At 65.3% G+C, this 26,881-nt stretch carries 25 protein-coding genes and 1 tRNA gene; 18 read left to right on the top strand and 8 right to left on the bottom strand.

All coding sequences use genetic code 11. From position 1 onward, the window contains the following. Positions 1-233 precede the first annotated feature (233 nt). The 8 genes from J3S28_RS06400 (at position 234) to J3S28_RS06365 (ending at position 8,465) form a co-directional block, all read left to right on the top strand. Entirely contained in the window at positions 234-797 is a 564-nt protein-coding gene (locus J3S28_RS06400) for an Rv1476 family membrane protein (RefSeq protein ID WP_207838910.1), read from the top strand. 267 nt (positions 798-1,064) lie between these two features. Next, positions 1,065-2,528 carry an NlpC/P60 family protein gene (locus J3S28_RS06395; RefSeq protein ID WP_207838908.1) on the top strand — a complete coding sequence of 488 codons (1,464 nt, stop codon included), beginning with the start codon at positions 1,065-1,067 and terminating at the stop codon, positions 2,526-2,528. A gap of 134 nt (positions 2,529-2,662) precedes the next feature. Beyond that, entirely contained in the window at positions 2,663-3,844 is a 1,182-nt protein-coding gene (locus J3S28_RS06390; RefSeq protein ID WP_207838905.1) for an AAA family ATPase, read from the top strand. Beyond that, a complete protein-coding gene (locus J3S28_RS06385) occupies positions 3,834-4,775 on the top strand; it encodes a DUF58 domain-containing protein (protein WP_207838902.1) in 942 nt (313 codons plus the stop codon). The genes J3S28_RS06390 and J3S28_RS06385 overlap by 11 nt, the downstream gene beginning before the upstream one ends. Beyond that, a complete protein-coding gene (locus J3S28_RS06380) occupies positions 4,772-5,752 on the top strand; it encodes a VWA domain-containing protein (RefSeq protein ID WP_207838900.1) in 981 nt (326 codons plus the stop codon). Before J3S28_RS06385 ends, J3S28_RS06380 begins: the two co-directional genes overlap by 4 nt. A gap of 48 nt (positions 5,753-5,800) precedes the next feature. Continuing rightward, positions 5,801-6,526, top strand: coding sequence for a 3-oxoacyl-ACP reductase FabG1 (gene fabG1 / locus J3S28_RS06375; protein WP_084896644.1), 726 nt, complete (start codon positions 5,801-5,803; stop codon positions 6,524-6,526). Positions 6,527-6,585: 59 nt separating this feature from the next. Further along, a complete protein-coding gene (gene inhA, locus J3S28_RS06370) occupies positions 6,586-7,410 on the top strand; it encodes an NADH-dependent enoyl-ACP reductase InhA (RefSeq protein WP_207838897.1) in 825 nt (274 codons plus the stop codon). A 38-nt stretch (positions 7,411-7,448) separates the two neighbouring features. Further along, positions 7,449-8,465 carry a ferrochelatase gene (locus J3S28_RS06365; protein ID WP_207839533.1) on the top strand — a complete coding sequence of 339 codons (1,017 nt, stop codon included), beginning with the start codon at positions 7,449-7,451 and terminating at the stop codon, positions 8,463-8,465. 20 nt (positions 8,466-8,485) lie between these two features. On the opposite strand, the gene J3S28_RS06360 is transcribed toward J3S28_RS06365, so the two are convergent. Then, on the bottom strand, positions 8,486-9,301 hold the full coding sequence (locus J3S28_RS06360) for an Rv1486c family protein (RefSeq protein WP_207838896.1): 816 nt from the start codon (positions 9,299-9,301) through the stop codon (positions 8,486-8,488). A gap of 102 nt (positions 9,302-9,403) precedes the next feature. On the opposite strand from J3S28_RS06360, the gene J3S28_RS06355 reads away from it, so the two are divergent. From J3S28_RS06355 to J3S28_RS06345, 3 genes are read left to right on the top strand one after another with little or no spacing between them, the layout of a single operon-like run. Next, positions 9,404-10,237, top strand: a complete 834-nt coding sequence (locus tag J3S28_RS06355) for a DUF3097 domain-containing protein (protein ID WP_207838895.1) — start codon at positions 9,404-9,406, stop codon at positions 10,235-10,237. 22 nt (positions 10,238-10,259) lie between these two features. Beyond that, positions 10,260-10,688: an NfeD family protein gene (locus tag J3S28_RS06350; RefSeq protein ID WP_207838894.1), complete on the top strand. Its 429-nt coding sequence runs from the start codon at positions 10,260-10,262 to the stop codon at positions 10,686-10,688. Beyond that, positions 10,685-11,905 carry an SPFH domain-containing protein gene (locus J3S28_RS06345; RefSeq protein WP_207838893.1) on the top strand — a complete coding sequence of 407 codons (1,221 nt, stop codon included), beginning with the start codon at positions 10,685-10,687 and terminating at the stop codon, positions 11,903-11,905. The genes J3S28_RS06350 and J3S28_RS06345 overlap by 4 nt, the downstream gene beginning before the upstream one ends. Here the strand turns inward: J3S28_RS06345 and J3S28_RS06340 are convergent. Beyond that, a complete protein-coding gene (locus J3S28_RS06340; RefSeq protein ID WP_207838892.1) occupies positions 11,891-12,451 on the bottom strand; it encodes a hypothetical protein in 561 nt (186 codons plus the stop codon). The genes J3S28_RS06345 and J3S28_RS06340 overlap by 15 nt on opposite strands. Continuing rightward, a complete protein-coding gene (locus tag J3S28_RS06335) occupies positions 12,448-13,026 on the bottom strand; it encodes a hypothetical protein (RefSeq protein ID WP_207838889.1) in 579 nt (192 codons plus the stop codon). Before J3S28_RS06335 ends, J3S28_RS06340 begins: the two co-directional genes overlap by 4 nt. Before the next feature lie 256 nt (positions 13,027-13,282). On the opposite strand from J3S28_RS06335, the gene J3S28_RS06330 reads away from it, so the two are divergent. Then, on the top strand, positions 13,283-13,981 hold the full coding sequence (locus J3S28_RS06330) for an alpha/beta fold hydrolase (protein WP_207838887.1): 699 nt from the start codon (positions 13,283-13,285) through the stop codon (positions 13,979-13,981). After that, positions 13,978-15,264: an NtaA/DmoA family FMN-dependent monooxygenase gene (locus J3S28_RS06325; RefSeq protein WP_207838885.1), complete on the top strand. Its 1,287-nt coding sequence runs from the start codon at positions 13,978-13,980 to the stop codon at positions 15,262-15,264. The genes J3S28_RS06330 and J3S28_RS06325 overlap by 4 nt, the downstream gene beginning before the upstream one ends. Positions 15,265-15,336: 72 nt before the next feature. Here the strand turns inward: J3S28_RS06325 and J3S28_RS06320 are convergent, their stop codons facing one another. Further along, the gene (locus J3S28_RS06320; protein ID WP_307796895.1) at positions 15,337-16,080 is read right to left on the bottom strand and encodes a TVP38/TMEM64 family protein; all 744 of its coding nucleotides are present in this window, start codon (positions 16,078-16,080) and stop codon (positions 15,337-15,339) included. A gap of 163 nt (positions 16,081-16,243) precedes the next feature. Here J3S28_RS06320 and J3S28_RS06315 point away from each other — a divergent pair, with 163 nt between their 5' ends. From J3S28_RS06315 to meaB, 3 genes are read left to right on the top strand one after another with little or no spacing between them, the layout of a single operon-like run. Beyond that, entirely contained in the window at positions 16,244-18,127 is a 1,884-nt protein-coding gene (locus tag J3S28_RS06315; protein WP_207838881.1) for a methylmalonyl-CoA mutase family protein, read from the top strand. A 1-nt stretch (position 18,128) separates the two neighbouring features. Then, positions 18,129-20,375, top strand: a complete 2,247-nt coding sequence (scpA, locus tag J3S28_RS06310) for a methylmalonyl-CoA mutase (protein WP_207838879.1) — start codon at positions 18,129-18,131, stop codon at positions 20,373-20,375. A gap of 12 nt (positions 20,376-20,387) precedes the next feature. Further along, the gene (gene meaB, locus J3S28_RS06305; RefSeq protein ID WP_207838877.1) at positions 20,388-21,374 is read left to right on the top strand and encodes a methylmalonyl Co-A mutase-associated GTPase MeaB; all 987 of its coding nucleotides are present in this window, start codon (positions 20,388-20,390) and stop codon (positions 21,372-21,374) included. Positions 21,375-21,447: 73 nt separating this feature from the next. Here meaB and J3S28_RS06300 read toward each other — a convergent pair whose 3' ends face one another. Then, positions 21,448-22,497: a nucleoside hydrolase gene (locus J3S28_RS06300; protein ID WP_307796892.1), complete on the bottom strand. Its 1,050-nt coding sequence runs from the start codon at positions 22,495-22,497 to the stop codon at positions 21,448-21,450. Positions 22,498-22,609: 112 nt separating this feature from the next. On the opposite strand from J3S28_RS06300, the gene J3S28_RS06295 reads away from it, so the two are divergent. Continuing rightward, a complete protein-coding gene (locus J3S28_RS06295) occupies positions 22,610-23,596 on the top strand; it encodes an oxygenase MpaB family protein (RefSeq protein ID WP_207838874.1) in 987 nt (328 codons plus the stop codon). On the opposite strand, the gene J3S28_RS28270 is transcribed toward J3S28_RS06295, so the two are convergent. From J3S28_RS28270 to J3S28_RS06280, 3 genes are all read right to left on the bottom strand, one after another. After that, the gene (locus J3S28_RS28270; protein ID WP_237341132.1) at positions 23,587-23,892 is read right to left on the bottom strand and encodes a mycothiol transferase; all 306 of its coding nucleotides are present in this window, start codon (positions 23,890-23,892) and stop codon (positions 23,587-23,589) included. The two genes, J3S28_RS06295 and J3S28_RS28270, sit on opposite strands and share 10 nt — an antisense overlap. Positions 23,893-24,074: 182 nt before the next feature. Next, positions 24,075-25,472 carry an SDR family NAD(P)-dependent oxidoreductase gene (locus J3S28_RS06285; RefSeq protein WP_372435966.1) on the bottom strand — a complete coding sequence of 466 codons (1,398 nt, stop codon included), beginning with the start codon at positions 25,470-25,472 and terminating at the stop codon, positions 24,075-24,077. A 327-nt stretch (positions 25,473-25,799) separates the two neighbouring features. Continuing rightward, positions 25,800-25,885, bottom strand: a tRNA-Leu gene (locus tag J3S28_RS06280). 116 nt (positions 25,886-26,001) lie between these two features. Between J3S28_RS06280 and J3S28_RS06275 the strand changes: the two genes are divergently transcribed. Further along, a complete protein-coding gene (locus tag J3S28_RS06275; protein WP_207838868.1) occupies positions 26,002-26,826 on the top strand; it encodes an MBL fold metallo-hydrolase in 825 nt (274 codons plus the stop codon). The last annotated feature ends 55 nt before the right edge of the window (positions 26,827-26,881 follow it).

The following is a 26,881-nucleotide window of genomic DNA, read 5'->3' as shown; positions in this document are numbered from 1 at the left end:
GTGCCATCTCCTTGTCGCATCGACGGGCTGCCTCGATGCGTACTGCTGTCGATTCTAGCAGTACAAGCGTACTGGTAAAAACTCAGGCCTCCCCGGTCTGTCCCGGTTGCCGGGGACAGGCGAGGCGGTACGGCGAGCCACTTCGATTCTGTCGTATTGTGCTGCCATAGGTTGGCTACGCGATCAAAAAGTTCGAACGGAGATCTGACGGACCCATGGCACCGACGCCTCTCATGACGATCATTCCGCCGGACGTGAACATCGCGGATCTGCAGGCCGGTCTCGCGGATGACGGCGTGGTGGCTCCGCCCGAGATGACGCCGCAGATCCTGCAGGTCGTCGCAGAGGCCCGCGACAAGGGCTATGACCTGCATTTTGTGGTCACCGACAAGGTGTACCCGCGCATCACGTACTACCGGGATATCGCCACCGAGCTCCAGCAGGAAACGGGTGGCACCGTCATTGTTCTGGGCGGCAATTACATCGGGTCGGCGAGCGATGAGTTCAGTCGCGTCCAATTGGAACAGACGACCGACAACCTGGCCATTTCCAATCCGCCGCTGGCGGCTCAGCAGATGCTCGACCGGATGACCGAACAGACCCAGGTCCCATGGACCGTGGTGACCCTGGTTCTCATCCTCGTGGTCGCGGTCGGAGCCGCAGTCGCTCGCAAGCTGCAGCTGCGCAAGGGAACTGCCACCCGACCGGTGGATTCACCCGCCGTCGACACCGTCGCGGCGACTGCCACGGCGGGGCGCGCAGAAGTCGAATCCTCTAAGGACGACATTCACGACTGAACTACAAATGTGTAGTTCATCGATATCCAATTTGTGACCTTCGCCATTTGTCGAGTTCACAGCGTTTCCGCAGGTAATGACCTCAATGTAATTTGTGACTCATGTTTCTTTCGGGGTTGTAGTGACGTACGGTTCGTATGTCATCGGTGGTGCTTATGGGGAAGTTGATCACTGTCGTGGCGATGGCCGACGGAGCGACCGAAAGGTTGCCATCGGCGCAATGCCAGATCTGCGAGGGAGTCATTTGTGAGTCGAGGAATGGCATTCATGCCGCGTCGACGTGGCGTTCGGTTGTCCTCCGCCGTTGCTCTGCTGGCCGCCCTGGCGGTGGCCGGTGCGCAACTCTCTGCGGGTATGGCAGTCGCTGAACCTCCGAGCAGTGCTGACAAGATCGCCACCCTGATCAATCAGATCGCCGATACGAACCAGAACATGGCCAATCTCGACGGTGATGTAGCGGTGAAGCGAGAGGCCGTCAACCGCGCTCTCGTGGACCTGCAGAACGCCAGGGAATCGGAGCGGCTCGCCGCAGTCGCCGTCCGGGGAGCGCAGGAGTCGCTCAAGCTGGCCACGGGCGCAATTGCGCTTGCCGAGAAGGATTTCGACGCCTTCATCCGCAGTCTGTACACGCAGGGCAACAGCCAGGACTCGATGGGGAGCTATCTCTCGGGCGAGCCCGGGGCGGTGTTGGATCGGGCTTCGGTCATCGATCAGCTCAGCAAGGATCAGCAGGCGACCATCACCCGTTTGCAGCAGGCCCGCAATGAAGAGGCCAACCGCGCCTCGACCACGCAGGCCACGCAGCAGCAGGCCGCGTTCGCCACTGCGACCGCGGAAACGCGGCAGGCCGACGCGCAGACGGCCATCGCCGAGGCGACGGCGGCAGTCAGAGCGGAGCAGTCCCGCCGGGCGATGCTCGAAAAGGACCGCGCCGCCGCGCAAGAGGAGCTGAACAAGCTGCGTGGCCAGCCGGCCCCCGCGCCGTCCACAGAAGCGGGTGGGCAGGTGCCCATCCTGCCCGAGCAGCAAGCTGCCATCGAGCAGCAGGCGCACGAGGATGCGCTCCGCGCCGCGGGCGACGCGGCCGGAAAGCTCGCATTGGACACAGCTCAGCAGACTCTGGCAGCCATCGTCGGTTCGCTGACCGCGCCGCATACCGACATCGACGGCACCACGCCTCCGCCGACCACGACGCCCACGGATCCGAACGAGCCGACCCTGCCCACCGATCCGGACGCGCCGTTCGACCCCACCCTGCCCACCGAGCCCACGACGCCCGCGCCCGGAACGGTCGATCCGGGGCTTTCCGGTTCGGCCGCGGTCGAGGTCGTGGTCAATCGCGCACTCTCTCAACTCGGGGTCACGTATTCGTGGGGTGGCGGCGACGCCAACGGTCCGACGCTGGGTATCAGGGACGGCGGGGTCGCAGACTCCTATGGTGACTACAACAAGGTCGGTTTCGACTGTTCCGGCCTGATGATCTACGCCTTCGCCGGCATCGGTGTCTCGCTGCCGCACTACACCGGATACCAGTACACGTCCGGTCCGCAGGTCCCGCTGTCCCAGATGCAGCGCGGCGACATGATCTTCTACGGCCCGAACGCCAGCGAGCACGTTGCTCTGTACCTCGGCGACAACACGATGGTGGAGGCACCGCAGTCCGGCGACGTCGTCAAGATCTCGCCGCTGCGTACCAGCGGTGCGATGCCGTACGTGGTTCGACTGACCTGACGCCGGCCCGGGTACGACCCCGCGGAATGTCGATTCATCGGCGGTTCTCCGACGCGGGCGTCGTCGTCCCCCTCCAGCGGCCAGTACCCTCGGTGCAGTCAGTACAACGATCGAACAGACCCCGGAGGGTATCGGTGACCTCAGCGACCGACGACAGCAAGGCCTCAGCAGAGGAATTCAAGCTCACCCAGGCCGATGTCGCCTTGCTCGAGAAGGCAATGTTCGAGGTCAAACGAGTGATCGTCGGACAGGACCGGCTCGTCGAGCGGATTCTGGTCGGCCTCCTCGCCCGTGGGCACATACTTCTCGAGGGCGTACCCGGCGTTGCCAAGACCCTCGCCGTCGAGACCTACGCGACGGTGATCGGCGGAAGCTTCTCGCGCGTCCAGTTCACCCCGGATCTCGTGCCCACCGATCTCATCGGTACCCGGATCTACCGGCAGGGCCAGGAGGCGTTCGACACCGAGCTCGGTCCTGTGGTCGCCAACTTCCTGCTCGCTGACGAGATCAACCGCGCGCCCGCAAAGGTGCAGTCGGCGTTGCTGGAGGTGATGGCCGAGCGACAGGTGTCGATCGGCGGTACCACGTATCCGATGCCGGATCCGTTCCTGGTCATGGCCACGCAGAACCCCATCGAGAACGAGGGTGTCTACCCACTGCCCGAGGCGCAGCGCGACCGGTTCCTGTTCAAGGTTCTCGTCGACTACCCCGCGGTCGAAGAAGAGCGGGAGATCGTCTACCGCATGGGCAACAAGCCGCCCAAGGCGTCGCCCATCCTCGACCCGGTGACAATGGTCCGTCTACAGAACACTGCCGCGAACGTCTTCGTACATCACGCTCTCGTCGACTACGTCGTCCGCGTCATCAACGCGACGCGTCGTCCCGCTGAACTCGGTATGCATGACGTCGCGGGATGGTTGTCCTACGGTGCATCGCCGCGTGCGACCCTAGGCATCATCGCGGCCTCGCGTGCTCTGGCCCTGGTCCGCGGTCGTGATTACGTGATCCCGCAGGACGTGGTGGAGATCATCCCCGACGTCCTGCGCCACCGTCTGGTGCTGAGTTACGACGCGTTGGCGGACGAGGTCGACGCCGACGCCGTCATCACCCGGGTCCTGCAGACGGTTGGACTGCCGCAGGTCAGCGCGCAACCGCTCGCCACCCCGCCGGTTCCGCAGCCGCAGGGCGGATACCCGCAACAGCCGAATGGTCTGGCCAAACCTCCTGCGCCACAGCAAAATTCAGCTCCTCAGGGATATCAGGCTGCTTCGCAGGTGAATCCGGCGCAGGGCAACCAGTCGCACTATGGCGGATAACGGCGCACTGCCATCGTTCGGCGCGGGCACCCTGGAAGACCCCAAGCTGACCGCGGCCCTCAAGACGCTCGAGATCGTGGTGCGGCGCAAGCTCGACGGCGTCCTACAGGGCGATCATCTCGGTCTGATCCCCGGCCCCGGCAGTGAGCCGGGGGAGGCCCGCGAGTATCAGCCGGGCGACGACGTACGGCGTATGGACTGGTCGGTGACCGCGCGAACCACCCATCCCCACGTGCGTCAGATGGTCGCCGATCGCGAACTGGAGACCTGGCTGGTCGTCGACATGTCGGCCAGTCTGGATTTCGGCACGGTCAACACGACCAAACGTGATCTCGCCGTCGCCGCCTGTGCCGCCATTGCGCATCTGACACTCGGTGGCGGCAACCGGATGGGCGCCGTCGTCTGCACGGGAGACCAGGTCGTCCGCATACCCGCCCGTAGCGGACGTGCGCACGCGCTCAACACGCTCAAGACGATCGCGACCACCACCCGCGCCACCGACGGTGTCCGCGGTGATCTCTTCGCTGGTATCGACGCATTGCGCAGGCCTGAGCGCCGTCGCGGCCTCGCAGTTGTGGTCAGCGACTTCCTGGGCCCGATCGATTGGGACCGGCCGTTGCGTGCGGTCGGAGGGCATCACGATGTGCTCGGTGTCGAGGTACTCGACCCCCGCGACGTGGAGCTGCCCGATGTCGGCGACATCATGTTGCGGGATGCGGAATCGGGCCAGGTGCGGGAGCTGACCATCACCGACAAAGTGCGGGCGGACTTCGCGCGCGCCGCAGAGGCTCACCGGATGGAAGTGCAGCGAACCCTGCGCAAGTGCGGCGCTCCGACCCTCGCGCTGCGCACGGATCGAGACTGGATCGCCGACGTCGTCCGCTTCATTGCCCAGCGCCGCCGCGGCATGAACGCGGGGGCCACCCGATGAGCTTTTTCGACCTCGCCTCCCCATGGTGGCTGCTGGTGCTGCTCGGTGTCGCCGGACTGGTCGGCGGCTACATATACATGCAGCGCCGGCGCAAGGAACGGGCGCTCAAGTTCGCGAATCTGGACTTGCTCAACACGGTCGCGCCCAAGACCCGGAACCGCAGTCAGCACGTTCCGATCGTGCTGATGATCATCGCGTTGATCGTGTTGACCGTGGCGATGGCGGGACCGCAGGCCGATCGCAAGGTGCCGCGCAACAAGGCAACCGTGATGCTGGTGATCGACGTGTCCCGATCGATGGATGCCACCGATGTGGCGCCCTCCCGCCTGAAGGCCGCGCAAGAGGCCGGCAAGAAGTTCGCCGACGAGCTCACCGAGGGGATCAACCTCGGCCTCATCTCCTACGCGGGCACCGCGACGACACTGGTCTCGCCCACCCCCGACCGGGCGGCCACCAAGGCGGCGATCGACAAGCTCCAGCTCGATGACAAGACCGCCACCGGCGAGGGGATCTTGGCGGCGGTGTCGCAGATCAAGACGCTCAATGCCGTGCTCGGTGGGGATGCCGGTGCCCCGCCCGCCCAGGTGGTACTGCTCTCGGATGGCAAAGAAACGGTGCCCGACGATCCAGACGATCCGCGCGGCGCCTTCACGTCCGCCCGGAAGGCGAAGGAAGAACAGATACCGGTCAACACGATCTCTTTCGGCACCCGCGGCGGCACGGTGGATCTCGAGGGTGACCGCATCCCGGTTCCAGTCGATGACGATTCCTTGCGCCGAATCGCGCAGTTGTCCGGCGGCAAGTTCTTCACGGCGTCGAGTCTGGACGAACTCAATCAGGTCTACGAGAACCTGCAGAATCAGATCGGGTACGAGACCAGGCGTGGGGACGCGTCTCGGCCCTGGCTGATCGCCGGAACCCTGCTGGTGCTGCTCGCCGTGATCAGTGCCGTGGCCATCAACAGGCGCCTGCCCTGATGGGACCGGGTACACGTACGCCTACCGGAAAGCGATAGGTTGTCCGTCATGGCTGACAGCATCCAGAAGGCATCTCGCTCGGTCCTGGTCACCGGTGGCAACCGCGGAATCGGGCTCGCAATCGCGCAGCGACTCGCCGCCGACGGACACAAGGTGGCCGTCACACACCGTGGGTCGGGAGTTCCAGAGGGCCTGTTCGGTGTCGTGTGTGACGTGACGGACAACGACTCGATCGTCCGTGCTTTCAAGGAGATCGAAGAGCATCAGGGTCCGGTCGAGGTCTTGGTCTCCAATGCGGGCATCACGGACGACACCCTGCTCATGCGGATGACCGAGGAGCAGTTCGAGAAGGTCATCGACGCCAACCTCACGGGCTCGTTCCGGGTGGCGAAGGCAGCGTGCCGGTCGATGCTGCGGAAGCGGTTCGGGCGCTTCATCTTCCTCGGGTCCGCGGTCGCGATGATGGGTACACCGGGCCAGATCAACTACGCGTCATCGAAGGCAGGTGTGATCGGTATGGCGCGGTCGCTCACCCGTGAACTCGGTTCGCGCTCGATCACCGCGAACGTGGTGGCGCCCGGTCTCATCGAGACCGACATGACCGCTGAACTGCCAGAGGAGTACCGAGACCAAGCAGTCAAACTCATCCCCGCTGCTCGGGTGGGCAGGCCCGACGAGGTTGCCGCTGTGGTCAGCTGGCTGGCCTCCGATGATTCTTCCTACGTCTCCGGAGCCGTGATCCCCGTCGACGGTGGGCTCGGAATGGGTCACTGACATCGGCGTTCGCCGACAACGCACGCACCAACGATTCGACCGACTGCGAGGAGCAGACATTGAGCGGGATTCTCGACGGTAAGACGGTTCTGGTCACCGGGATCATCACCGATTCCTCCATCGCTTTCCACGCCGCCGCGATGGCGCAGGAGCAGGGGGCCCGGGTGATCATCACCGGCTTTGATCGGCTGCGGCTGATCGACCGGATCGCCCAGCGTCTACCCAAGGAAGTGCCACCCGCGCTGGAGCTCGACATCACCAACGAGGAACACCTGGGCACTCTTGCCGACCGTCTCAAGGAAGTTGCGCCCGAAGGCATCGACGGCGTGTTGCATTCCATCGCCTTCGCGCCCCGCACCCTGATGGGCCCTGACGCCAAGCCCTTCCTGGAAGGCCCGGGGCCGGATGCGGCGCAGTCGTTCCAGGTGTCGGCGTGGAGCTACGCCGCGCTCGCGCGGGCGGTGCTCCCCGCCATGAACGAGGGCGGATCGATCGTCGGTATGGACTTCGATCCCCGGACGTCCATGCCGTTCTACAACTGGATGGGTGTGGCAAAGGCCGCGCTCGAATCGGTGAACCGCTATGTCGCCCGCGAGGTCGGCGCCGCCAAGGGGATCCGATCGAACCTCGTTGCGGCAGGACCGATCAAGACGCTGGCGGCCAAGGCGATCGCGGGAACCGCGACCGGTGATGCCAAGAAGCTGAATCAGCTCAACGAGTACTGGGATGGTGCCTCGCCCATCGGCTGGAACGTCGACGACCCCACCGTGGTCGCGAAGTCGATCTGCGCGTTGCTCTCGGACTGGCTGCCCGGCACCACGGGTTCGATCGTCTACGTCGACGGTGGCGCAAGCCACAACACCTGGTTCCCGGAAGAGTTCTGACCGCGGTGACGTCTGTGGGAGGTGGATTCGACGCCGTCATGGTGTTGTCGTTCGGAGGGCCGGACAAGCCCGCCGATGTCCGGCCGTTTCTCGAGAACGTGACCCGTGGACGCGGGGTGCCGCCCGAGCGTCTCGACGAGGTGGCGAAGCACTATCACCACTTCGGTGGAGTGTCGCCCATCAATGCGCTCAACAGGCAGATGATCGCTTCCGTCGAGGCGGAGCTCGAACGGGCCGGCATCGACTTGCCGGTCTACTTCGGTAACCGCAACTGGCACCCGATGATCGAGGAGACGCTCGAGCAGATCCATGCCGATGGTCACCGCCGCGTCCTGGTGTTCCCGACATCGGCGTGGGGTGGTTACTCGGGTTGCAGGCAGTACGACGAAGACATCCACCGAGGGCTGCAAGCCATGGGCGACAAGGCCGATTCGATGATGCTGCGCAAGCTGCCGCAGTACTGGGACCATCCGGCGATGACCGCTTCGTGGGCTGATTCCATCAAGGCGGCGAGCGCGGAACTCCCGCCGCAACTGCGAGACGATGCCCGACTGATCTTCACGGCCCACTCGATACCGGATTCGGCCGACAGGGCCGCCGGGCCGCCGCAGGAGGGTGGACGGCTCTACAGTCGTCAGGTGGCGGACGCGTCCCGGCTGGCCGCGGAGGCGGCCGGCTTCTCGTCGTTCGATCAGGTGTGGCAGTCCCGCTCGGGTCCGGCCCGGATCCCCTGGCTCGACCCCGACATCTGCGACCATCTCGACGATGTTGCAGCGCAAGGTGTTCGTGCGGTGATCGTCTGCCCGATCGGGTTCGTCTCCGACCATCTCGAGGTGGTCTGGGATCTCGACAACGAAGGCCTGGAGAAAGCGCAGGAGCTGGGCCTCGGGTACGCACGGGCCAAGACCGTGGGAACCGATCCGCGGTTCATCGCGATGATCGTGGAATTGATCGCCGAGCAGTTCGCGGGAACTGTCCCGTTCCGACAGGGCATGACCGACAACGGCGCGCCCTGCGCCCGCGGATGCTGCGAACCGGTCCGCAGACCGGCCTGACGGTTCACCAACCGCAGTACTCAGACCTTGTTGTCGTGCAACAATTCTGAGATCACCGCGTTCGTCGCACTCATCCGCGCCACCCGCACGGTCCTGCCCAGTTCCCGCAGGGCCCCGTCGCCGGTGTGTTGCCCGGCGGCGTTGATTCCGAAGTCCGGTGCGGCGGCGGCCGCGACCGCCAGGATGGCGGCGACGTGGGCTGCTTGTTCGAGGATGCGTTCGGCGCGTGTGTTGACATTGGGGGGCAACTGCGTGGCGGCGAGGCCGGTGAGTTCGGCAATCTTCGCCCGGGGATCGGGAAACGGCGCCGAGCGCGGCAGTCGCAGATCGCCGAGAATGTCTGCTGCCGAGCGAATGCTCTCGCGCAGTTCGTATTCCACCTCACCGAGGGGCAGCGTGATGGGGGCCGTGGGCGCTTCGATCGTGTGGGCACCCCACCCCACCGTGTACCGATCCAGTCGCCGGGGGACCAGCGCGTGACGGCCCGGCACGACGAGGAGCTCGCCGGCGTCGAGCGCTGCGGTCGTGACCGGACTTCGCGGCGGGAGGCCGAGCATATCGCCGGGCGCCACGAGCAGGATGGCCAGGCCACCTGATGATCCCTCACGGATCAGCCGCAACAGTGCGTCGCTCTCCTCGCCGTTGGCATTCAGCGAGAGCTCCTGTGCGGCAGCTCGGTCCGCGGGAATCACGCGGTGCCTCGGACTCCACCGACTCAGCACATCGAGGACGTCGTCCGGCGAGCAACGGCCCGACTGCCACGCAGCACCCCACGCACCCAGGGCGCCACTGAGGCCCTGGGCGTCGCTCGGATACTCGAAGTCCGTGTCAGTCATCCATTCCCTTTGTTCCGTTTTCTCCGGGCCACTCTAGCGCCGAAACCTCGTTCACGGCGTGGCAAGTCCCGGGCCCGTTGGCTGAGCCCTAACGTGGTTGCGGTGAACAGCAATGGCACCGATCGCTATGGCAGAGATGTGCTTTCCGGGCCTCGACGCAGCGCCCGACCGGCGACGCCCGAGGTGGTCGCCGAACGGGACCTGGTCGTCGAAGACGCTGCCTCCGGCTTCTGCGGCGCGGTGGTCGGGTTCGAGCGCAGTTATGACGGCGAATTCGTCCGTCTGGAAGACCGCCGTGGTCTGACCAGGATCTTCGCGCTTCGTCCCGCGGCGTTCCTGATCGATGGTGCACCGGTGACCCTGACCAAGCCGGTCTCGAAGCCGCCCGCGGCGCCAGCCCGAACGGCCTCCGGATCGCGGACCGTGGCCGGGCAACGGGCCCGGGTCGCACGAGCCAGCCGACTCTTCGTGGAGGGCGTGCACGACGCCTCGCTGATGGAGCGGATCTGGGGTGACGACCTCAGGGTCGAGGGCGTGGTGGTCGCGAGTCTCGACGGACTCGACAATCTCGACGAGGCCCTCGCCGAGTTCGGGCCAGGTCCCACCCGTCGCGCAGGCATCCTCGTCGATCACCTGGTTGCGGGATCCAAGGAGTCCCGGCTGACGGAACGGGTCGGGGAGCACGTGCTCGTCTGCGGGCATCCGTACATCGATGTCTGGGAAGCGGTGAAGCCTGCCGCAGTGGGGATCAAGGCCTGGCCGAAGATCCCTCGCGGCACCGACTGGAAGACGGGCGTCTGCGCGGAGTTGGGTTGGGGGACACCGCGGGAGGGTTGGCGCAGGGTCAACAATGCGGTCTCCAGCTTCCGCGACATCGAGGTCCCACTGATCAGGGCGGTGGAGGAGCTCATCGACTTCGTCGCGGCTGCCGAATAAGCAAACGTGGCAGACTCGAAGTATGGGAGCACTGTTATGGCTCGTAGCCGGGTTGATCCTGATCGGTGCTGAAGCACTCAGCGGCGATCTGATCCTTCTGATGCTGGCCGGTGGTGCCCTGTCGGCAGCCGGCGTCAGCGCCGTGTTCGATCCACCACTGTGGGTCGACGGCGTCGTGTTCGCCGTCGTGTCGCTGCTGTTGTTGTTCACTGTTCGGCCGGTTGCGAAACGCCACATGTTCAGTAGGCCCCGTCTTGCGACCAACACCGAGGCCTTGGTGGGTCAGCACGGTGTGGTGGTCGCGGCGATCACCGAAGACGGTGGTCAGGTCAAGTTCAGCGGTGGGATCTGGTCGGCCCGGGCCGCGCATCCCGGTGATCGATTCGACGAGGGTGAAGCAGTGACGGTTTTGGAGATCGACGGCGCCACCGCTGTCGTGTGGAAAGGATGAGCAACGCAATGTTGGTCGGTCTGATTGTCATCATCGTGCTGGTTCTGCTGGTGGCGGTGATCCTGGCCAAGTCCGTGGCTCTGATCCCGCAGGCCGAGGCGGCGGTGATCGAGAGGCTCGGCCGGTACACCAAGACCGTGTCCGGTCAGTTGACGTTGCTCGTTCCGTTCGTTGACCGCATTCGTGCGCGCATCGACCTGCGAGAGCGTGTTGTCTCGTTCGCTCCGCAGCCGGTGATCACCGAGGACAACCTCACCGTGCTCATCGACACCGTGGTGTACTTCCAGGTGACCACCCCTCATTTCGCGGTCTATGAGATCAACGATTACATCGTCGGTGTCGAGCAGTTGGCCACGACCACACTGCGAAACGTTGTCGGCGGCATGACCCTCGAAGAGACGCTGACGTCGCGTGATTCGATCAACGCTCAGCTTCGCGGGGTGCTCGACGAGGCGACCGGTCGCTGGGGTCTGCGCGTTGCGCGGGTTGAGTTGAAGAGCATCCTGCCGCCACCGTCCATCCAGGAATCGATGGAAAAGCAGATGAAGGCCGACCGCGAGAAGCGGGCCACCATCCTGACCGCTGAAGGACAGCGCGAGTCCGCGATCAAGACCGCAGAGGGCAACAAACAGAGTCAGATCCTCTACGCCGAGGGCGCCAAGCAAGCTGCCATCCTCAACGCTGAGGGCGATCGGCAGTCGCGCATCCTGCAAGCGCAGGGTGACCGCGCGGCTCAATACCTGCGAGCGCAGGGTGAGGCGAAGTCGATCCAGAAGGTCTTCGCTGCGATCAAGTCGGCGAAACCGACCCCGGAGCTGCTTGCCTACCAGTACCTCCAGCAGTTGCCCGAGATGGCGAAGGGCGAGGCCAGCAAGGTGTGGGTTGTTCCCAGTGACTTCGGTTCTGCGCTGCAGGGTTTCGCGAAGTCGTTCGGCACCCGATCCGACGACGGTGTCTTCAGATACGAGGCCCCTGCCGACGACGGCACCACCGAAGTCGATGAATCCGATATTGCGGACTGGTTCGAGACCGCGGCGGATCCGAAGGTGGCGCAGGCGGTGGCCGACGCGGAAGCCGTCGCCCGGACCCCGGTGTCTGAACAGCCCCCGCTGTCGGCCCGGCGCGCCGATACCGCGTTGGAGAAGGGGTCGTACAACTCGCCCGCGACACCGGGATGGCAAGCGCCGGTCTCCGAGCCGGATTCACAGCAACAGTAGGTACCCGGTTCCCGCTACTGCCGCGGCCCACAGCACCGATGCCAGGGTTCCGATGATGAACTGCTCGGCCGCGCCCGACTCCCGTAATTCGGGATAGCGTCCGAGTCCCTTGACTGCCAACACGATGGCGATGGCCTCCGGCCAGCGAAGTCCCAGCGCGGCGACCACCGCAATCCTCTCGAGGTAGCCGATGACGCGGCCGCCACGCAGTGGTGTCGGATCCGGCGGCGCGTTGTCTGCTCCGCCCGGCGCGGGTGGCGGGGAGTCGAGCTGCCAGGGTTCGATCCCGCCGAGCAGCAGGGCGCCTCGGACCAGCAGAGTGCCACCGGTGACCGCGGTGACGACCGTCAGGACATGGACAAACACCTCGAGTCTGCCGGTGGCCGGGTCGGCAGCCAACGCAAGTAGCGCAACCACTCCGAGCAAGACGGGTGTGGCTGCCGCGGCTGCGATGTTCGCCCTCATCCCGTGGCCGACCGGTACCCGACCGAGGATCAACGGAAGGACTGCGGTCGCGCAGAAGGCGATCAGTGCCGCGACGATCATCGGGCGTCCGCCAGCAAGCGGGTGACGAGCATTCGGGTGTCCTCCTCGAGATACCAGTTGGCGGCGCGAAGCCGTTGGGACATCGCCTGGGGTGTGACACCGAGTGTGGCAGCCGCCTCTGACTGTGTGCGTTCACGCCGCATCTCCCGGACCGCGGCCCGTCCGGCCTCCGATCGTTCCCCGACCAGGAGGACGAGCAGCCTTGCCGCGGTCTGGGCGGACGAGGCTGTCTCCGGATCGGCGCCGACCACGGCCACGGGGTGGGGGGCGCGTTTGGCGTCGGTGACCGCGATGCGAGCTCGTTCGAAGGCGGCGCCGCGGCCCGCCCGGGTCTGTGTGGGGAGCGGTCGCTCGACGTCGCCGATCCCGATTCCGATGCTCCAGGGGCCGAGTTCGGCGAGTATGACTATGGCGTCGGTGAGGGCGCCCGGTGAGTCGAAGACCGCCTGGAACTCATCTCCGGCGGTGCGATCGAACGACCGTATGGTCGGGATGGCCGAGAGTGCGGCGACTGCCTCGGGAACCCGATCGACGTCGCGCCGGCTCCGGCGCTGGTCTGTCGTCATCACGAACATGCAGACTCCCTACTCTCTGGTCAAGCTTTCACCCTGGATCTGACAGTATCAAGCCAAATGGCTTTATATCAATCAATCAAGCTAAGTGGCTTGATCGGAGCAAAGATCCGTATAGCTGACGAGCTAGTCGTCTTGTTCCTGGGAGAATCACGCTGCATCTATCCCTGTCGCCGACGTCTCCGGCTTCGTACGCTCGGCCGCGGGCGGCACGGTGAACCGTGGCCCTACGTTCGGGTGAGATGAGAGGCGTGGAGAAGTGGCTGACGAGATCCGGGTCGGACGGTGGGGTTCGGGAGAGCGTGATGCGGTCCTGATCCACGGTCTCGGCAATTCGTCCGAATCGTGGTGGGAGGTCGGCCCCGCGCTCGCCGACCGCGGTTACTCGGTGCACGCGGTCGACTTGCCGGGCCACGGACGCAGCGCAGCATCGGACAACTACTCGGTCGAGTCGCTCGTCGACGCCGTCGTCGGGGCCGTACCCGCACAGCCGGCGCTGGCGATCGGTCACTCGCTCGGCGGACTGGTGCTGGCGCACGCACTGGACCGCCTGGCGCCCCGACTCGCGGTGTTCGAAGATCCGGCGTGGACGGTGGCCCTCGTCCCCGAGGTCGTGGAAGCATTTCGCGCACAGAAGAAGTGGACGATCGACGACATCAACCGGATCTACCCCCAGTGGGGTGACGAGAGCCGCCGCCGCAAACTCGAGGCACTGGCGCAGTGGGATGAGACGTTTCTCGATGACCTGCCGCAGTTCACGCCGGCCACGATCACGACTCCGCAGGTACCGACGGCGGTGATCCTTGCCGATCCGAGCGCACTCGTATCCGCCGAACACGCCGATTCCCTGCGGCAGCGTGGCTTTCATGTGCTCACGGTTCCGGGCGCGGGGCACGTGGTCCATTTCGACGACATCGACGGGTATCTGCGCGCGCTCGACGAGGCGATCACCCGATGACCGGGCGACGCCGGCCACTCAAGACGGTCACCGGGGTCAGTGGGGGTACGGACGTCTACGACGCCGCGATCGATCCGGCCCGATCGACGCTCGCCTCGGCCGCCGAGGTCGCGCAGATCGCCGAGACCAACAAGATCGACGCACTTTTCGCCGCCGACCTTCTCGCGTTCGGGGCACAGGGCGCGATCGGCGCCCAAGAGCCCCTCATGTACCTCGCTGCGCTCAGCGCGGTCACCTCTGATGTCGGGCTGATAGCGACCGTGACCACGACGTTCCATCACCCGTACAACCTCGCGCGGCTCTTCGGGACCCTTGACCACATCAGCAACGGCCGGGCAGCCTGGAACGCGGTGACCTCGTCTCTCGGTGAGGAGAACTACAGCGATCTGGAACTGCCGAGCCCCGAGGAGCGATACGCGCGAGCGACCGAGTCGCTCGAGGTGGTCGCCGCGCTGTTCGACAGCTGGCGGCCCGGAGCGTTGAGTCCGGGACCCGACGGCGCTGTGCTCGATCCGGATCTGGTCCGGCCCATCGACCATCGCGGCACCTACTTCACGGTGCGCGGCCCCCTCAACATCCCGTCGCTGCCCCAAGGGCGCCCCGTCCAGTTCCAGGCCGGGCAATCGGCCGGTGGCGTAGAACTCGGAGCCCGATTCGCCGAAGTCGTGTTCACATCGCTCGCGACCATCGAGGATGCCACCACCTACGCGAAGACGATCCGGTCGCGCGCTGCGGAGCTGGGACGGGACCCGCAGCTGCCCTTCATCTTCAGCTCGCTCCACGCGACGTACGGCTCCACCGAGGCCGAGGTCCGGGCGCTGGTCAAGGAGAGGGAGGAGTCGATCGACCTGACCGCCGGACTCGCCGGGCTCGAAGACATGCTCGGCGGTGGGGTCGACTTGTCGGAGTTGCCGCTGGACAAGCCGATTCCGGAGTCGGTGCTGCCTGACCCGCGCACGGTGAACCGGCGTCGCGGCCGGGTCGAGATCTTCAGCGCCCTGGCACGTCAGGGTAAGACGTTACGAGAGTTGATCGTCGCCGCGAAGGACACCGGGCATTGGGCGGAGTCCGGTACTCCGGAACAGATCGCCGACGCGATCGTCGAGCGATATGACGCCGGGGTGCTCGACGTCATCAGCCTCGGCGGGCTCGCCGATCCGATCAGCCGGGACTTCGTCGTCAACGGTCTACTGCCCGAACTGCGCCGTCGGGGAGTCGTCGGAAACGATTACGTCGGCGGCACGTTCCGCGAGAACCTCGAACTCCCGCCCCTACCCCGATAATGGGTCGTTCTGGTGAACAAAACAGCAGGTGAAGACCGCCAAAACAACCCATCATCGGAGGTGCCGGGGGAGTCAGGTGGCGCGGGGGGAAAGTTCATCGGTCGGCTCGTCGGAGTTCGCAGCCTCGTCATCGACTGTTTCCACGTCATCGGCGGCTGACGGCACCCCGAGCCGGGCATCGAGGATCAATCCGATCACCCCCAGGCTGAAAAGTGAGGCCGAGAGCGCGAGCGCCCCGACGCTGCCTTCGCCGGCGAGAGCGTTGCCGAGAATGACGATTGCCGCCGTGCCGGGCATGACACCGATGACGGTGGCCACCGCGTAGGGGACGAACTTGATCGACGAGAGCGCCGCGACGTAGTTGGTGACGGAGAACGGGAACGCCGCGATCAGACGTAGTGAGCCCACTGCCAACCACCCGCGATGTTCCATCCGCAATTCGACCGCTCGCGCCGCCGGATGGCGCAGGTACGGCCTCGCGATCCTCCGGCCATAGCGCCGGACCAGCACAAACGCCATGATCGCAGCAAAAGTGGTCGCCAACATCGCACCGATGAAACCGACCAGGGGACCGAAGAGCACACCGGAGGCAACGGTGAAGGCCGATCGGGGAACAGGGAAGATGGCGATGATGGCGTAACCGATGAAGAAGATCCACACGAAACCCGGTCCGAAAGAGTCGGCCCAGTCGCGTAACCGGGCCACCGAGGGCACCGGTATGAGGTAAGCGCACAGCAATACGGCGAGCACCACAACCAGTCCCACGAGCGCCCGGATCACGGCCTTGCGCCGGGTCAGTCGGCCACTGGTTTTCACGTCCACAACCATACGGCTGATATCTGCACGCCGATGTGCTCGATACCACTGTGGCAGTACCCACCTCCTTGCTCGGCCCGAGCGTTTGATCGGCTACTGTCGATCCACGTCCAGATGCGACAGACATCACGACGTCACCAGCTGATCGAAGGGCTCACGACGAATGCCGGATACCGGACCAGACTTCCAAGACCTGGAGGCCAACTACGAGCAGTGGTCCGCCGCCGCTGCGCAGGTACTTGCGAAGTCCAAGCGTGTTGACGTCGCGGATCTTCGCGACACCCCTGAGGTATTGCTCTCGACGATCACGCCTGACGAACTCGTCATCAAACCGCTGTACACGCGGCGCGACGAACTCGACGAGCCCGGACTGCCGGGTACCTATCCGTTCGTCCGGGGTAGCGATCCGGCGCGCGATGTGAACATGGGATGGCGGGTCACCGAGCGTTTCGGTGATCCGACCGGCGAACCCCAGGATCCGGCCGCACTGAACGCGGCGATCCTCGACGCGTTGAACAACGGCGCGAGCGGCCTGTGGCTGGCGGTAGGGCCTGATGCCATCGCCCCAGAACAGCTCACCCAAGTCCTGGACGGTGTGCTGCTCGACCTCGTCCCGGTCACGCTCGATGCCGGCGCGGACGGCGTCGCTGCAGCCGACGCGGTCACCGCGCTTCTGCCCGACACGGCTTCGGTCGGCACGGTCTCGTCCTTCGGACTCTCGCCGCTGACTGCGGCGTACTCCGGTCGCCGCACCGTCGACCTCGATGCCGCGGTGAAGGTTGCTGTGACGGCCGGGACCGGAGTGCGTGCGATCCGGGTGGACGGCACCGACTTCGCGCTCGGCGGTGCGACGGATGTGCAGGAGTTGGCACTCGTCACCGCGGCGGGCGTCGATTATCTACGCGCGCTGACCGAGGCCGGGCTCGATGTCGACAAGGCGTTGGCGCAGTTGACCTTTGCGTTGTCGGCCACAGATGACCAGTTCGGCACGATGGCCAAGTTCCGGGCGATCCGGCGTTTGTGGGGCAGGGTGGCCGACGTCACCGGCGCACCGGACGCCGGGGCTGCGGTGACCCACGGCATCACCGCGCTGGGCATGATGAGTCAGCGCGATCCCTGGGTGAACATGCTCCGGGTGACCACGGCGACGTTCGGCGCGGGAGTCGGCGGTGCAGATCAGATCACAGTGCTGCCGTTCGACGCCGCCTTGGCACCGTCGGACCGCACCACCAATCCGAGTTTCTCGCGACGGATGGCCCGCAACACCCAGTTGTTGCTGCTCGAGGAGTCCAACGTCGCCAAGGTCATCGACCCGGCGGGCGGCGCGTGGTTCGTAGAATCGTTGACCGACGATCTGGCCGTGTCCGCGTGGGCGCTCTTCCAGGAGATCGAAGCCAAGGGCGGGTACCGCCAGGCTCTCGCCGACGGCTGGATCGGGGAGCAGATCGCTACGGCGTTGGCTGCGCGCGACAAGGCCGTCGCGCATCGCGCCACGGCGCTCACCGGAATCAACGAATTCCCGAACCTGGCCGAGAAACCTCTGGGTACCGAGGGGTCCGCCGACTTCGCGGATCTACCTTCAGCAGCTCCCAACCTGGCGCGGATCGCCCGCCCGTTCGAGCGTCTGCGCGATCGATCCGATGCCTATCTCGCAGCGCACGGCCGGCGCCCTTTGGCGATACTGCTTCCGCTGGGCTCGGTGGCCGAACACAACGGCCGGACGACCTTCGTCGCGAACCTGTTGGCGGCCGGCGGCATCGAAACCGTCAATCCCGGTCCGCTGGATGGAGAGTCGGTTCCTGCCGCCGTCGACGCTGCCGGAGGGCCCGCCGTCGCCGTGTTGTGCGCCGCCAATCCCCGGTATGAAACCGATGGCGGCGCCGCGCTCGCCGCCGCCCGTGCCGCCGGTGTCGGCACTGTACTGCTGGCCGGACCACCGAAGGCGTGGACCGACTCAGCGGACACCCCGGACGGATTCCTGCAGATCGGGATCGACGCCATCTCCACGCTGACCGAACTACTCGACACCATCGAGGCGAAGAGCTGACATGACTAGTACACAGAAAAAGATCTCGAGCTTTGCCGATGTCCCGCTGGAGAGCCCCGCTGTCGCTCCGGCAGCGGGTGACAGCGATCAGCTCATCTCTGATCTGGCCGGCGCCCATGGGTATTCGACCGATCAGGTCACCTGGAAAACACCTGAGCTGATCGATGTGAAGCCGATCTACACCCGCGCAGATCGGGACGCGGTGACGACCGGCGGCGAGAATCCGTACCCGCTCGACACCATCCCCGGCGCGGTGCCGTATCTGCGTGGTCCGTACCCGACGATGTATGTGAACCAGCCGTGGACCATTCGTCAGTACGCCGGTTTCTCCACGGCCGCTGAGTCGAACGCGTTCTACCGCCGTAACCTCGCGGCCGGTCAGAAGGGGCTGTCGGTCGCCTTCGACCTCGCGACCCACCGCGGCTACGATTCCGATCACCCCCGCGTCGCCGGAGACGTCGGAATGGCCGGTGTGGCCATCGACTCCATCCTCGACATGCGTCAGCTCTTCGACGGTATCGACCTGGGTTCGGTGTCGGTGTCGATGACGATGAACGGCGCCGTCCTGCCGATCCTGGCGCTCTACGTCGTGGCCGCGGAGGAGCAGGGTGTGCCGCCCGAAAAGTTGGCCGGGACCATCCAGAACGACATCCTCAAAGAGTTCATGGTCCGCAACACCTACATCTATCCGCCGAAGCCATCCATGCGGATCATCTCGAACATCTTCGAGTACACCAGCCTCAAGATGCCGAAGTTCAACTCGATCTCGATCTCGGGCTACCACATTCAAGAAGCCGGGGCCACGGCCGATCTGGAGCTGGCGTACACACTTGCCGACGGCATCGAGTACCTACGCGCGGGTGTCGATGTCGGACTCGACATCGACAAGTTCGCACCGAGGCTCTCGTTCTTTTGGGCAATCGGGATGAACTTCTTCATGGAGGTCGCCAAACTGCGTGCGGCCCGGTTGATCTGGAGTGAACTGGTCGCGAAGTTCGACGCCAAGAACCCCAAATCACGGTCGCTGCGTACCCATTCGCAGACGTCTGGATGGTCGTTGACCGCGCAGGACCCGTTCAACAACGTGGCGCGTACCTGTATCGAGGCGATGGCCGCGACCCAGGGCCACACCCAGTCGCTGCACACCAACGCCCTCGACGAGGCACTCGCGTTGCCGACCGACTTCTCCGCCCGGATCGCGCGCAACACCCAGCTGCTCCTCCAACAGGAGTCGGGGACCACCCGCCCGATCGACCCGTGGGCCGGGTCGAACTACGTCGAGTGGCTCACCCACGAGTTGGCGACGAAGGCACGCGCCCACATCGCCGAGGTCGAAGAGGCCGGCGGTATGGCCCAGGCCATCAACGAGGGCATCCCGAAGCTGAGGATCGAGGAGGCGGCGGCCCGCACCCAGGCCCGCATCGACTCGGGCCAGCAGCCGGTGCTCGGCATCAACAAATATCAGGTCGACGAGGACCAGGAGATCGAGGTCCTCAAGGTCGAGAACTCCAAGGTTCGCGTCGAGCAGCTCGAAAAGCTGGAGCGGCTTCGTGCGAACCGGGATTCCGATGCCGTGGAAGCTGCGCTGGCCAACCTCACCCGCGCCGCTGCCGACGAGAAGGGCGGCATGGACAACAACCTGATGGCGCTGGCCATCGATGCTGCCCGGCATCAGGCCACGGTCGGTGAGATCTCCGAGGCGCTGGAGAAGGTCTACGGTCGCCACCAGGCAGAGATCCGCACGATCAGTGGGGTGTACCGACATGAGGCCGGTCAGGTGAAGAACATCGACGCAGCGATCGACATCGTCAACAAGTTCGCCGACGCAGAAGGTCGTCGTCCGCGTGTGCTGGTGGCCAAGATGGGCCAGGACGGGCACGACCGAGGTCAGAAGGTGATTGCCACGGCATTCGCCGATCTCGGGTTCGATGTCGACGTGGGCCCGTTGTTCCAGACCCCCGACGAGGTGGCGCTGCAGGCCGCGGACAACGACGTGCACGTGGTCGGTGTCTCGTCGCTGGCGGCCGGCCACCTCACGCTGGTGCCCGCGCTGCGTGACGCACTGGCCAAGGTCGGACGTGGCGACATCATGATCGTTGTCGGCGGCGTCATCCCGCCCGGCGACTTCGACGAACTGTACGAGGCCGGGGCTGCGGCGATCTTCCCGCCCGGCACCGTCATCGCCGACTCTGCAGTGGAGCTGATCAACAAGTTGGCCACCGAACTGGGGCACGAGCTCGCATCGTGACCGAATTCGCACATGCCTAGGCCCCCACTGGATCTGGCCGCGATGGCCGATGCCATACGTGCCGACAAACGTGCCGATCTGGCGCGTGCGATCACGCTGGTCGAATCGACGCGGGCCGACCATCGAGCCCAGGCACAGGAACTGCTCCTGTCGCTGGGTACCGATGCCGGCGATTCCTACCGCGTAGGGATCACGGGTGTGCCCGGGGTCGGCAAGTCGACGACCATCGAGGCGCTCGGGATGTACCTGATCGAGCAGGGTCACAAGGTCGCAGTCCTGGCCGTCGACCCGTCCTCGACGCGCACCGGCGGCTCGATCCTGGGGGACAAGACCCGGATGGGTCAGCTCTCCGTGCACCCCCGCGCGTATATCCGCCCGTCACCGACCTCTGGCACGCTCGGCGGAGTGGCCAAGGCCACCCGCGAGACCATGGTGCTGCTCGAGGCGGCGGGTTTCGACGTCGTCCTCGTCGAGACCGTGGGTGTCGGGCAGTCCGAGGTCACCGTGGCGAACATGGTCGACGTCTTCTGCTTCCTGACCCTGGCCCGCACCGGGGATTCGTTGCAGGGCATCAAGAAAGGCGTCCTCGAACTCGCCGACATCGTTGTCGTCAACAAGGCCGACGGCAAATATCAGCGGGAAGCCCAGAACGCGGCGCGCGAACTACAGGGCGCGCTCAAACTCCTCACGCCTCATGAGGCGATCTGGCGGCCTCCGGTGCTGACGATGAGCGCCATGGAGAACACCGGGGTCAAGGAGTTCTGGGAGACGGTTCTCAAACACAAGCAAGTTCTGCGTGAGGCGGGGGAGTTCGAGGCCCGCCGCAACCGCCAACAGGTCAATTGGATGTGGGCGATGGTCACCGACCAATTACTGCGCCGTCTCGATGCAAATCCCGAAGTTCGTGGAATCCGGGACCGGGTCGAAGACGACGTCCGCGCCGGCACCCTCACCCCGGCTCTCGCCGCTGCCCAGATAGTCGAAGCCTTCGACACGTAACTATTGTTCGCTTCGTCGTGGGCCTTGTTGCGCGCTCTTCGCTCGTCTCTCAGTCGCTGCGCTCCCTCGTTCCTCACTGCATCCCGCGCGGCCCACCCCTACGCTCACGGGCGAAGGCCGCAACGCGCTCGATCAGATCGTCGAAGAAGAGGTCGGGGTCAGTTCTGGTGGCGATCTCGGCGTTGACCGGGCGACCCCAGAATCCACGTTCGTCGGCAACCGTGGTCCCTCGTGTCAACAAGCCGACGGTCTCCACGTCGACGCAGGCAGAGCGCGTGACCGCGATAGAGGGGTCGATGGCGACGGCCGCGGCGAAGGGGTCGTGCATGTGGGCGATGTATCCCTCTGACTGTGCCTCGTGGAACTCGAAGTAGAAGCGGACGGCATCGACCAGGTGCCGGACGATCACGTTGTCCGCGACGGAGCGGGTTCCGGGTTCGTCGTCCGGACCAGGTTGTTCCACCGGACTGGATTCGGCGAGTGCCGCGAGCCGGCCCAGGTGGTCCGGGGTCATCCGGATGGTCTCGGTGAGATCGAGTGGACAGACGATGGGCCGCGGCGCACCGTCGACGCCGAAGGCGGCAAACACCTCTTTGGCTGCTTCCGGATCCACCGCGATATTCCACTCGCTGGTCGGGGTGGTGTTGCCACCGTGGTGGAACACTCCGCCCATGATGACCAGTCTGCGTAGCCGCGTCGGCAGCGATGGGTCCCTGCGGATGGCCAGCGCCAGGTTGGTCAGCGGGCCGGTCACCAAACCCACCATCTCGCCTGGGTTGTCCGCGGTCAGGTCGATCCAGGCATCCGCCGCGTCGCGGGACGATTTCGTCGTGGTGGGCACCGGCAGCTGGGCATAACCGATGCCGAGCGGGCCGTGGGTGTCCTCCGTGGTCATCAGAGGGGCCTCGAGTGGTGCCTCGGCACCGAGGCACACCTCGACGTCGTCGCGGCCGCACAGTTCCAACCAGGCCAAATTGTTGCCGCAGACGACGTCGGTCGGGACGTTACCGCCGGTGGACAGCACCGCGCGCAGGTCAGCTGCGGGGTGAGACAGCAGATAGACCAGTGCGAGCGAATCGTCGATACCGGTGTCGCAATCGAAGATCAGAGGAACGGAAACCACCTGCTGACCGTAGTTCAACCCCGGTTCGCAGAGAACTCGACCCGAAACCCTGTCGGAATACGACATCGACTGTTAATCTGAACACAAACGTTTCCTGATGAGAGGATCCACCATGACGATCGCGGCATCGACACCCCGTCAGCGCACGTCCGCCCCGGGAGAGGGCGAAGACCAACTGATCAACAACATCGACACCGACATCGAGCTCGTACCGCCGGATTCGATCACCGCAGAGCAGACCGGTCGCTTCACCTTTCTGCCCGTCAACGGGGCAGCGTTCGTCATGCAGGTGATGCACCCGGTGATCGGCGACGTCGTCGGCAAGTACTCGGTTTTCCGGACCGACCCGGGCGGGCGCGCGATCCGCTCGATCGACTCGGTACTGCGCTGGGTCTACGGTGGCGAGGAAGCGCTCGCCGAGGGCAAACGTCTGCGGAAGATGCACCAGCCACTGCAGATGAAGAACGCCGCGGGCAAGCACATCAGCGCACTCAATCCCGAGGCCTATCAGTGGGTGATCGCGACAGCGTTCCCCACCACACTGTCCGCGGGACCGCTCCTGATCGGGCGCGACTTCACCGCCGATGAGCAACAGGAAATCTTCCGCGACAACCGCCGGATCGCGAAGATCGTCCAGGTGCCGATGAAGGGGTACCCCGAGTCGATCGGCGAATTCCACGAGTATTTCGACGATTTCATCAACAACAAGTTGGTGGCCCACCCCGTTGCGCTCGAGCTCATCGGCCAGATGCGGCAGGCTCCGCCGATTCCCGACTCGGTGCCGGTCCGGCTGCGGCCAGCGGCGATCAAGGCTGCGGAGATCGCCACCGCCCCTCTCCAGAACCTGAACTATCTGACGACGGTGGGCGTCATGGATCCGCGGGTCCGCGAGATCCTCGGCCTGCGCTGGAGCGACAAGGAGCAGCGAGATCTGGAGCGGATGCACAAGGTCATCCGCGGTTCGTACAAGGTGTTGCCCGACCGACTGACCTACTTTCCGCTGGCGTATCACGCCCGACGCCACCATGCCGCCATCCAGGCGATGAAGAAACGCGAAAACGCCAGCGCCGCATATCACGTGCGTGAGCGTCAGGCCTGAGTCAGGACATCTCGTGTCAGTTCGAGTTGGCCCAGATGCTGGGCCAACTCACGCTGGATGTGCATCAGCACCCACTCGGGAGTCGCGGTGGCCGCGTCTGATCGGGTCGAACCGCGCGCGGACCGATCCCTGATCCCTTCGCGCACGGCGATATCCACCCACTCGACCAAGTTCGTCCGCACTTGCTCGACCTTGCCGATCAGGCCGTCGACCGGTCCAGAGGCCGTGAACTCGGCATCGCGATCCCGGGGGATGGCGAGCCCGGCGATGACCGATCCCGCCCAGTGTTCCAGCATCCCGACACAGTGGAAGACGATCGCGTACGGGGTGTTCGCGCCGGCAGCGACGGGCGCCTGTTCGCGGTGTCGTCGCCCAGCTCGGCAAGAATCCGGGTCATCGCGTCGAGGCTTTCATCGCCGATGGCCAGGACCGCGTCTGCCAACCGCCGAGACACGGTGTCCTCAGCGGCCATCGACGGTCACCACGGGTACGGCTCGAAATCCTTGAGGAAACATCCGTAGAGGTCGACTCCTGCTTCCCCCTGGACGACCGGGTCGTAGACCCTGGCCGCGCCGTCGACGAGGTCGAGCGGGGCTCGAAAACCCTCTTCGGCGAGACGCACCTTGCTGGTGTGCGGCCGTTCGTCGGTGATCCAACCGGTGTCGACCGCCGTCACCAGGATCCCGTCGTTGAACAGATCGCCGGCGCTGGTCCGAGTCAGCATGTTCAGGGCAGCTTTGGCCATGTTGGTGTGCGGGTGTCCCGGCCCCTTGTACCCGCGGGAGAACACCCCTTCCATCGCCGAGACGTTGACCACGTACTTGCGCCGGGCCGGTGATGCCCGGAGCGCAGGCGTCAGCCGCGACAAGAGGATGAACGGCGCCACACTGTTGCAGAGCTGAACCTCGAGGAGCTCCAACGGATCGACTTGGTCAACCGTCTCGACCCAGCTGTTGCTGTCCACGAGGTCGGGCAGGAGTCCGCCGGCGTCGATGGCGGTCCCGTCGGCGATCCGGTCGACTGTTGCCGAGCCGGCGGTCATCGCCAGCGCGGCGAGTGCTTTGGCGGCGGAGTCGGAGTCGCCGCCGGACGCGAGGGCCTGCGGATGGAGTTCGCTGCTGTCGCCCATCGTCAGCACCGGCACGGTCGCGGCGGCGCCGGTCAACGGAGCCAGTTCGGCATCGGCCAGAGAACTGTAGGCGCCAGGGGAGCGCCGTACGGTTTGCGCCGCGTTGTTGATGAGGATGTCCAGCGGGCCCTCGGCGGCAACGGCATCGGCCAGATCGGTGACCTGGGCGGGATCACGAAGGTCGATTCCGACGATGTGCAGGCGGTGGAGCCAAACGTCCGAATCGGGTTGCCGGGCGAACCGCCGGGCGGCATCGCGCGGGAACCGCGTGGTGATCGTGAGATCAGCGCCATCACGCAGCAGCATCAACGCGATGTACATGCCGATCTTTGCCCGGCCTCCGGTCAACAGCGCTCGGCGGCCGGTGAGATCTGCGTGCTGGTTGCGTTTCTCGCGGTTCTCGGCAGCGCACCTGGGACACAATTGATGATGGAAGGCATCGACCCGGGTGTACTCTTGTTTGCAGATATAACAGTTCTGCGGGCGGATGAGCGTCCCGGCGCTCGACCCGGGCGCGCCCGTAAGCGGTAAGCCCGCCGTCTCGTCATCGATCCGATCGGGAGACCCGGTTGCAGTGGCTGCCAGTACTTTTCGATCCGCATCCAGGCGCAACTGATGCTTCTGTCTCTTCCGGTTCCGCTTGGCCTTCTTGAACATGTGCGCAACTGCGCGTTGGACCTGGATCGAGTCGGGGTGCCCGGCATCGAGTTCGGTCGCCTGATCCAGGACTCGGCGGAAGATCGCCATGTCGGCAGGATCAATGGACTCGGAGGGCACATATTGCACGCTTGGCATTGTAGTGGCCGCGCCGGTGCACCTCGTCCACGCGAGCCGGACGGGGAGTCAGGTGGCTGCGGGCCCGAGTAACGCGATCCCGATGGCCCCGACCAGGTCCGCGAAGGCGAACCCGGTGCGCCAGACTGCAGAGATCTCGGGGCGACCTGGGCAAACAGTGAGACGCCCGCGGCCACGAAGAACTGTAGAGGTAACCCCGGGTGAGAAGGCATGCGGGATGGTTGGCGAAGGTAAAGAAAAACCGTGGATCGCATCTCTGCGAACCACGGTCTCATTGGGTGTCCGAGGGGGGACTTGAACCCCCACGTCCGTTAATAGGACACTAGCACCTCAAGCTAGCGCGTCTGCCATTCCGCCACTCGGACCCGAGACGCTGTCAGGGCGTACCTGCCAGCGCCGGATAACATTAGCCGACTGGCCGCCTTCAACCCAAATCGCCAGCACAGCCCCGATATCAACGCCGTTTTGCTACCAATGATTCATGGACCGATCGACGATGATCTGCCGCACGTGCGCGGTGGAGCACGGTGAGGATCTGCCGGCGCGGTGCCGGATCTGCGAGGACGAACGTCAGTACATGCCGCCGGGCGGACAGCTGTGGGTGTCGGTGGCGCAGCTGGGCGCGGAGGGGCAGCGGATCGCCGTCGAGGAACTCGAACCGGGGCTTCTCGACATCCACACGGTCCCGGGTGTCGGGATCGGCCAACGGAGCAAGTTGGTGTGCACTCCCGCCGGGAACGTGCTGTGGGACCCGCCTGGGTTCATCGACGATCCGGGGGTCGAGACGGTGCAGTCGTGCGGCGCCGTGGTGGCCATCGTCGCCAGTCATCCGCATATGTTCGGGGTGCAGGTGGAATGGAGTCACGCGCTGGGTGGGGTACCCGTGCTGGTTGCCGAGCCGGACCTGGAATGGGTGGCCCGCCACGACCCTGTCATCGAGTCGTGGAACGGCGACCTGGAGGTGCTACCGGGGTTGACGCTGACGCAGCCCGGCGGACATTTCCCCGGAAGTGCGGTCGCGCACTGGAGGGCGGGCGCGGGCGGACGGGGCGTGCTGCTCACCGGCGACACCGTCCTGCCCAACCCGGATCGGTCCAGCATCAGTTTCATGCGCAGCTATCCCAATCGGATACCGCTGTCGGCGGCAGTCGTGGAACGGGTCACGACCCATCTCGAGAGGTTCGATTTCGACCGGATCTACGGCAACTTCGCCGACTTCATCGACAGCGATGCGCGGGGGATTTTAAGGCGCTCGGCCGATCGCCACATGGGTTGGGTGCGGGGTGATTTCGACCACCTGACCTGACCGGACGCGAATGCTGCGCACAGCACGCGCGCCGCGTGACCTGCTGTGGTGATAG

Source organism: Williamsia soli, assembly GCF_017377795.1.
Taxonomy (GTDB): Bacteria; Actinomycetota; Actinomycetes; order Mycobacteriales; family Mycobacteriaceae; genus Williamsia; species Williamsia soli.
Note: the sequence above shows the minus strand (reverse complement) of the source record. Positions and strands in the feature narration are given on the sequence as shown.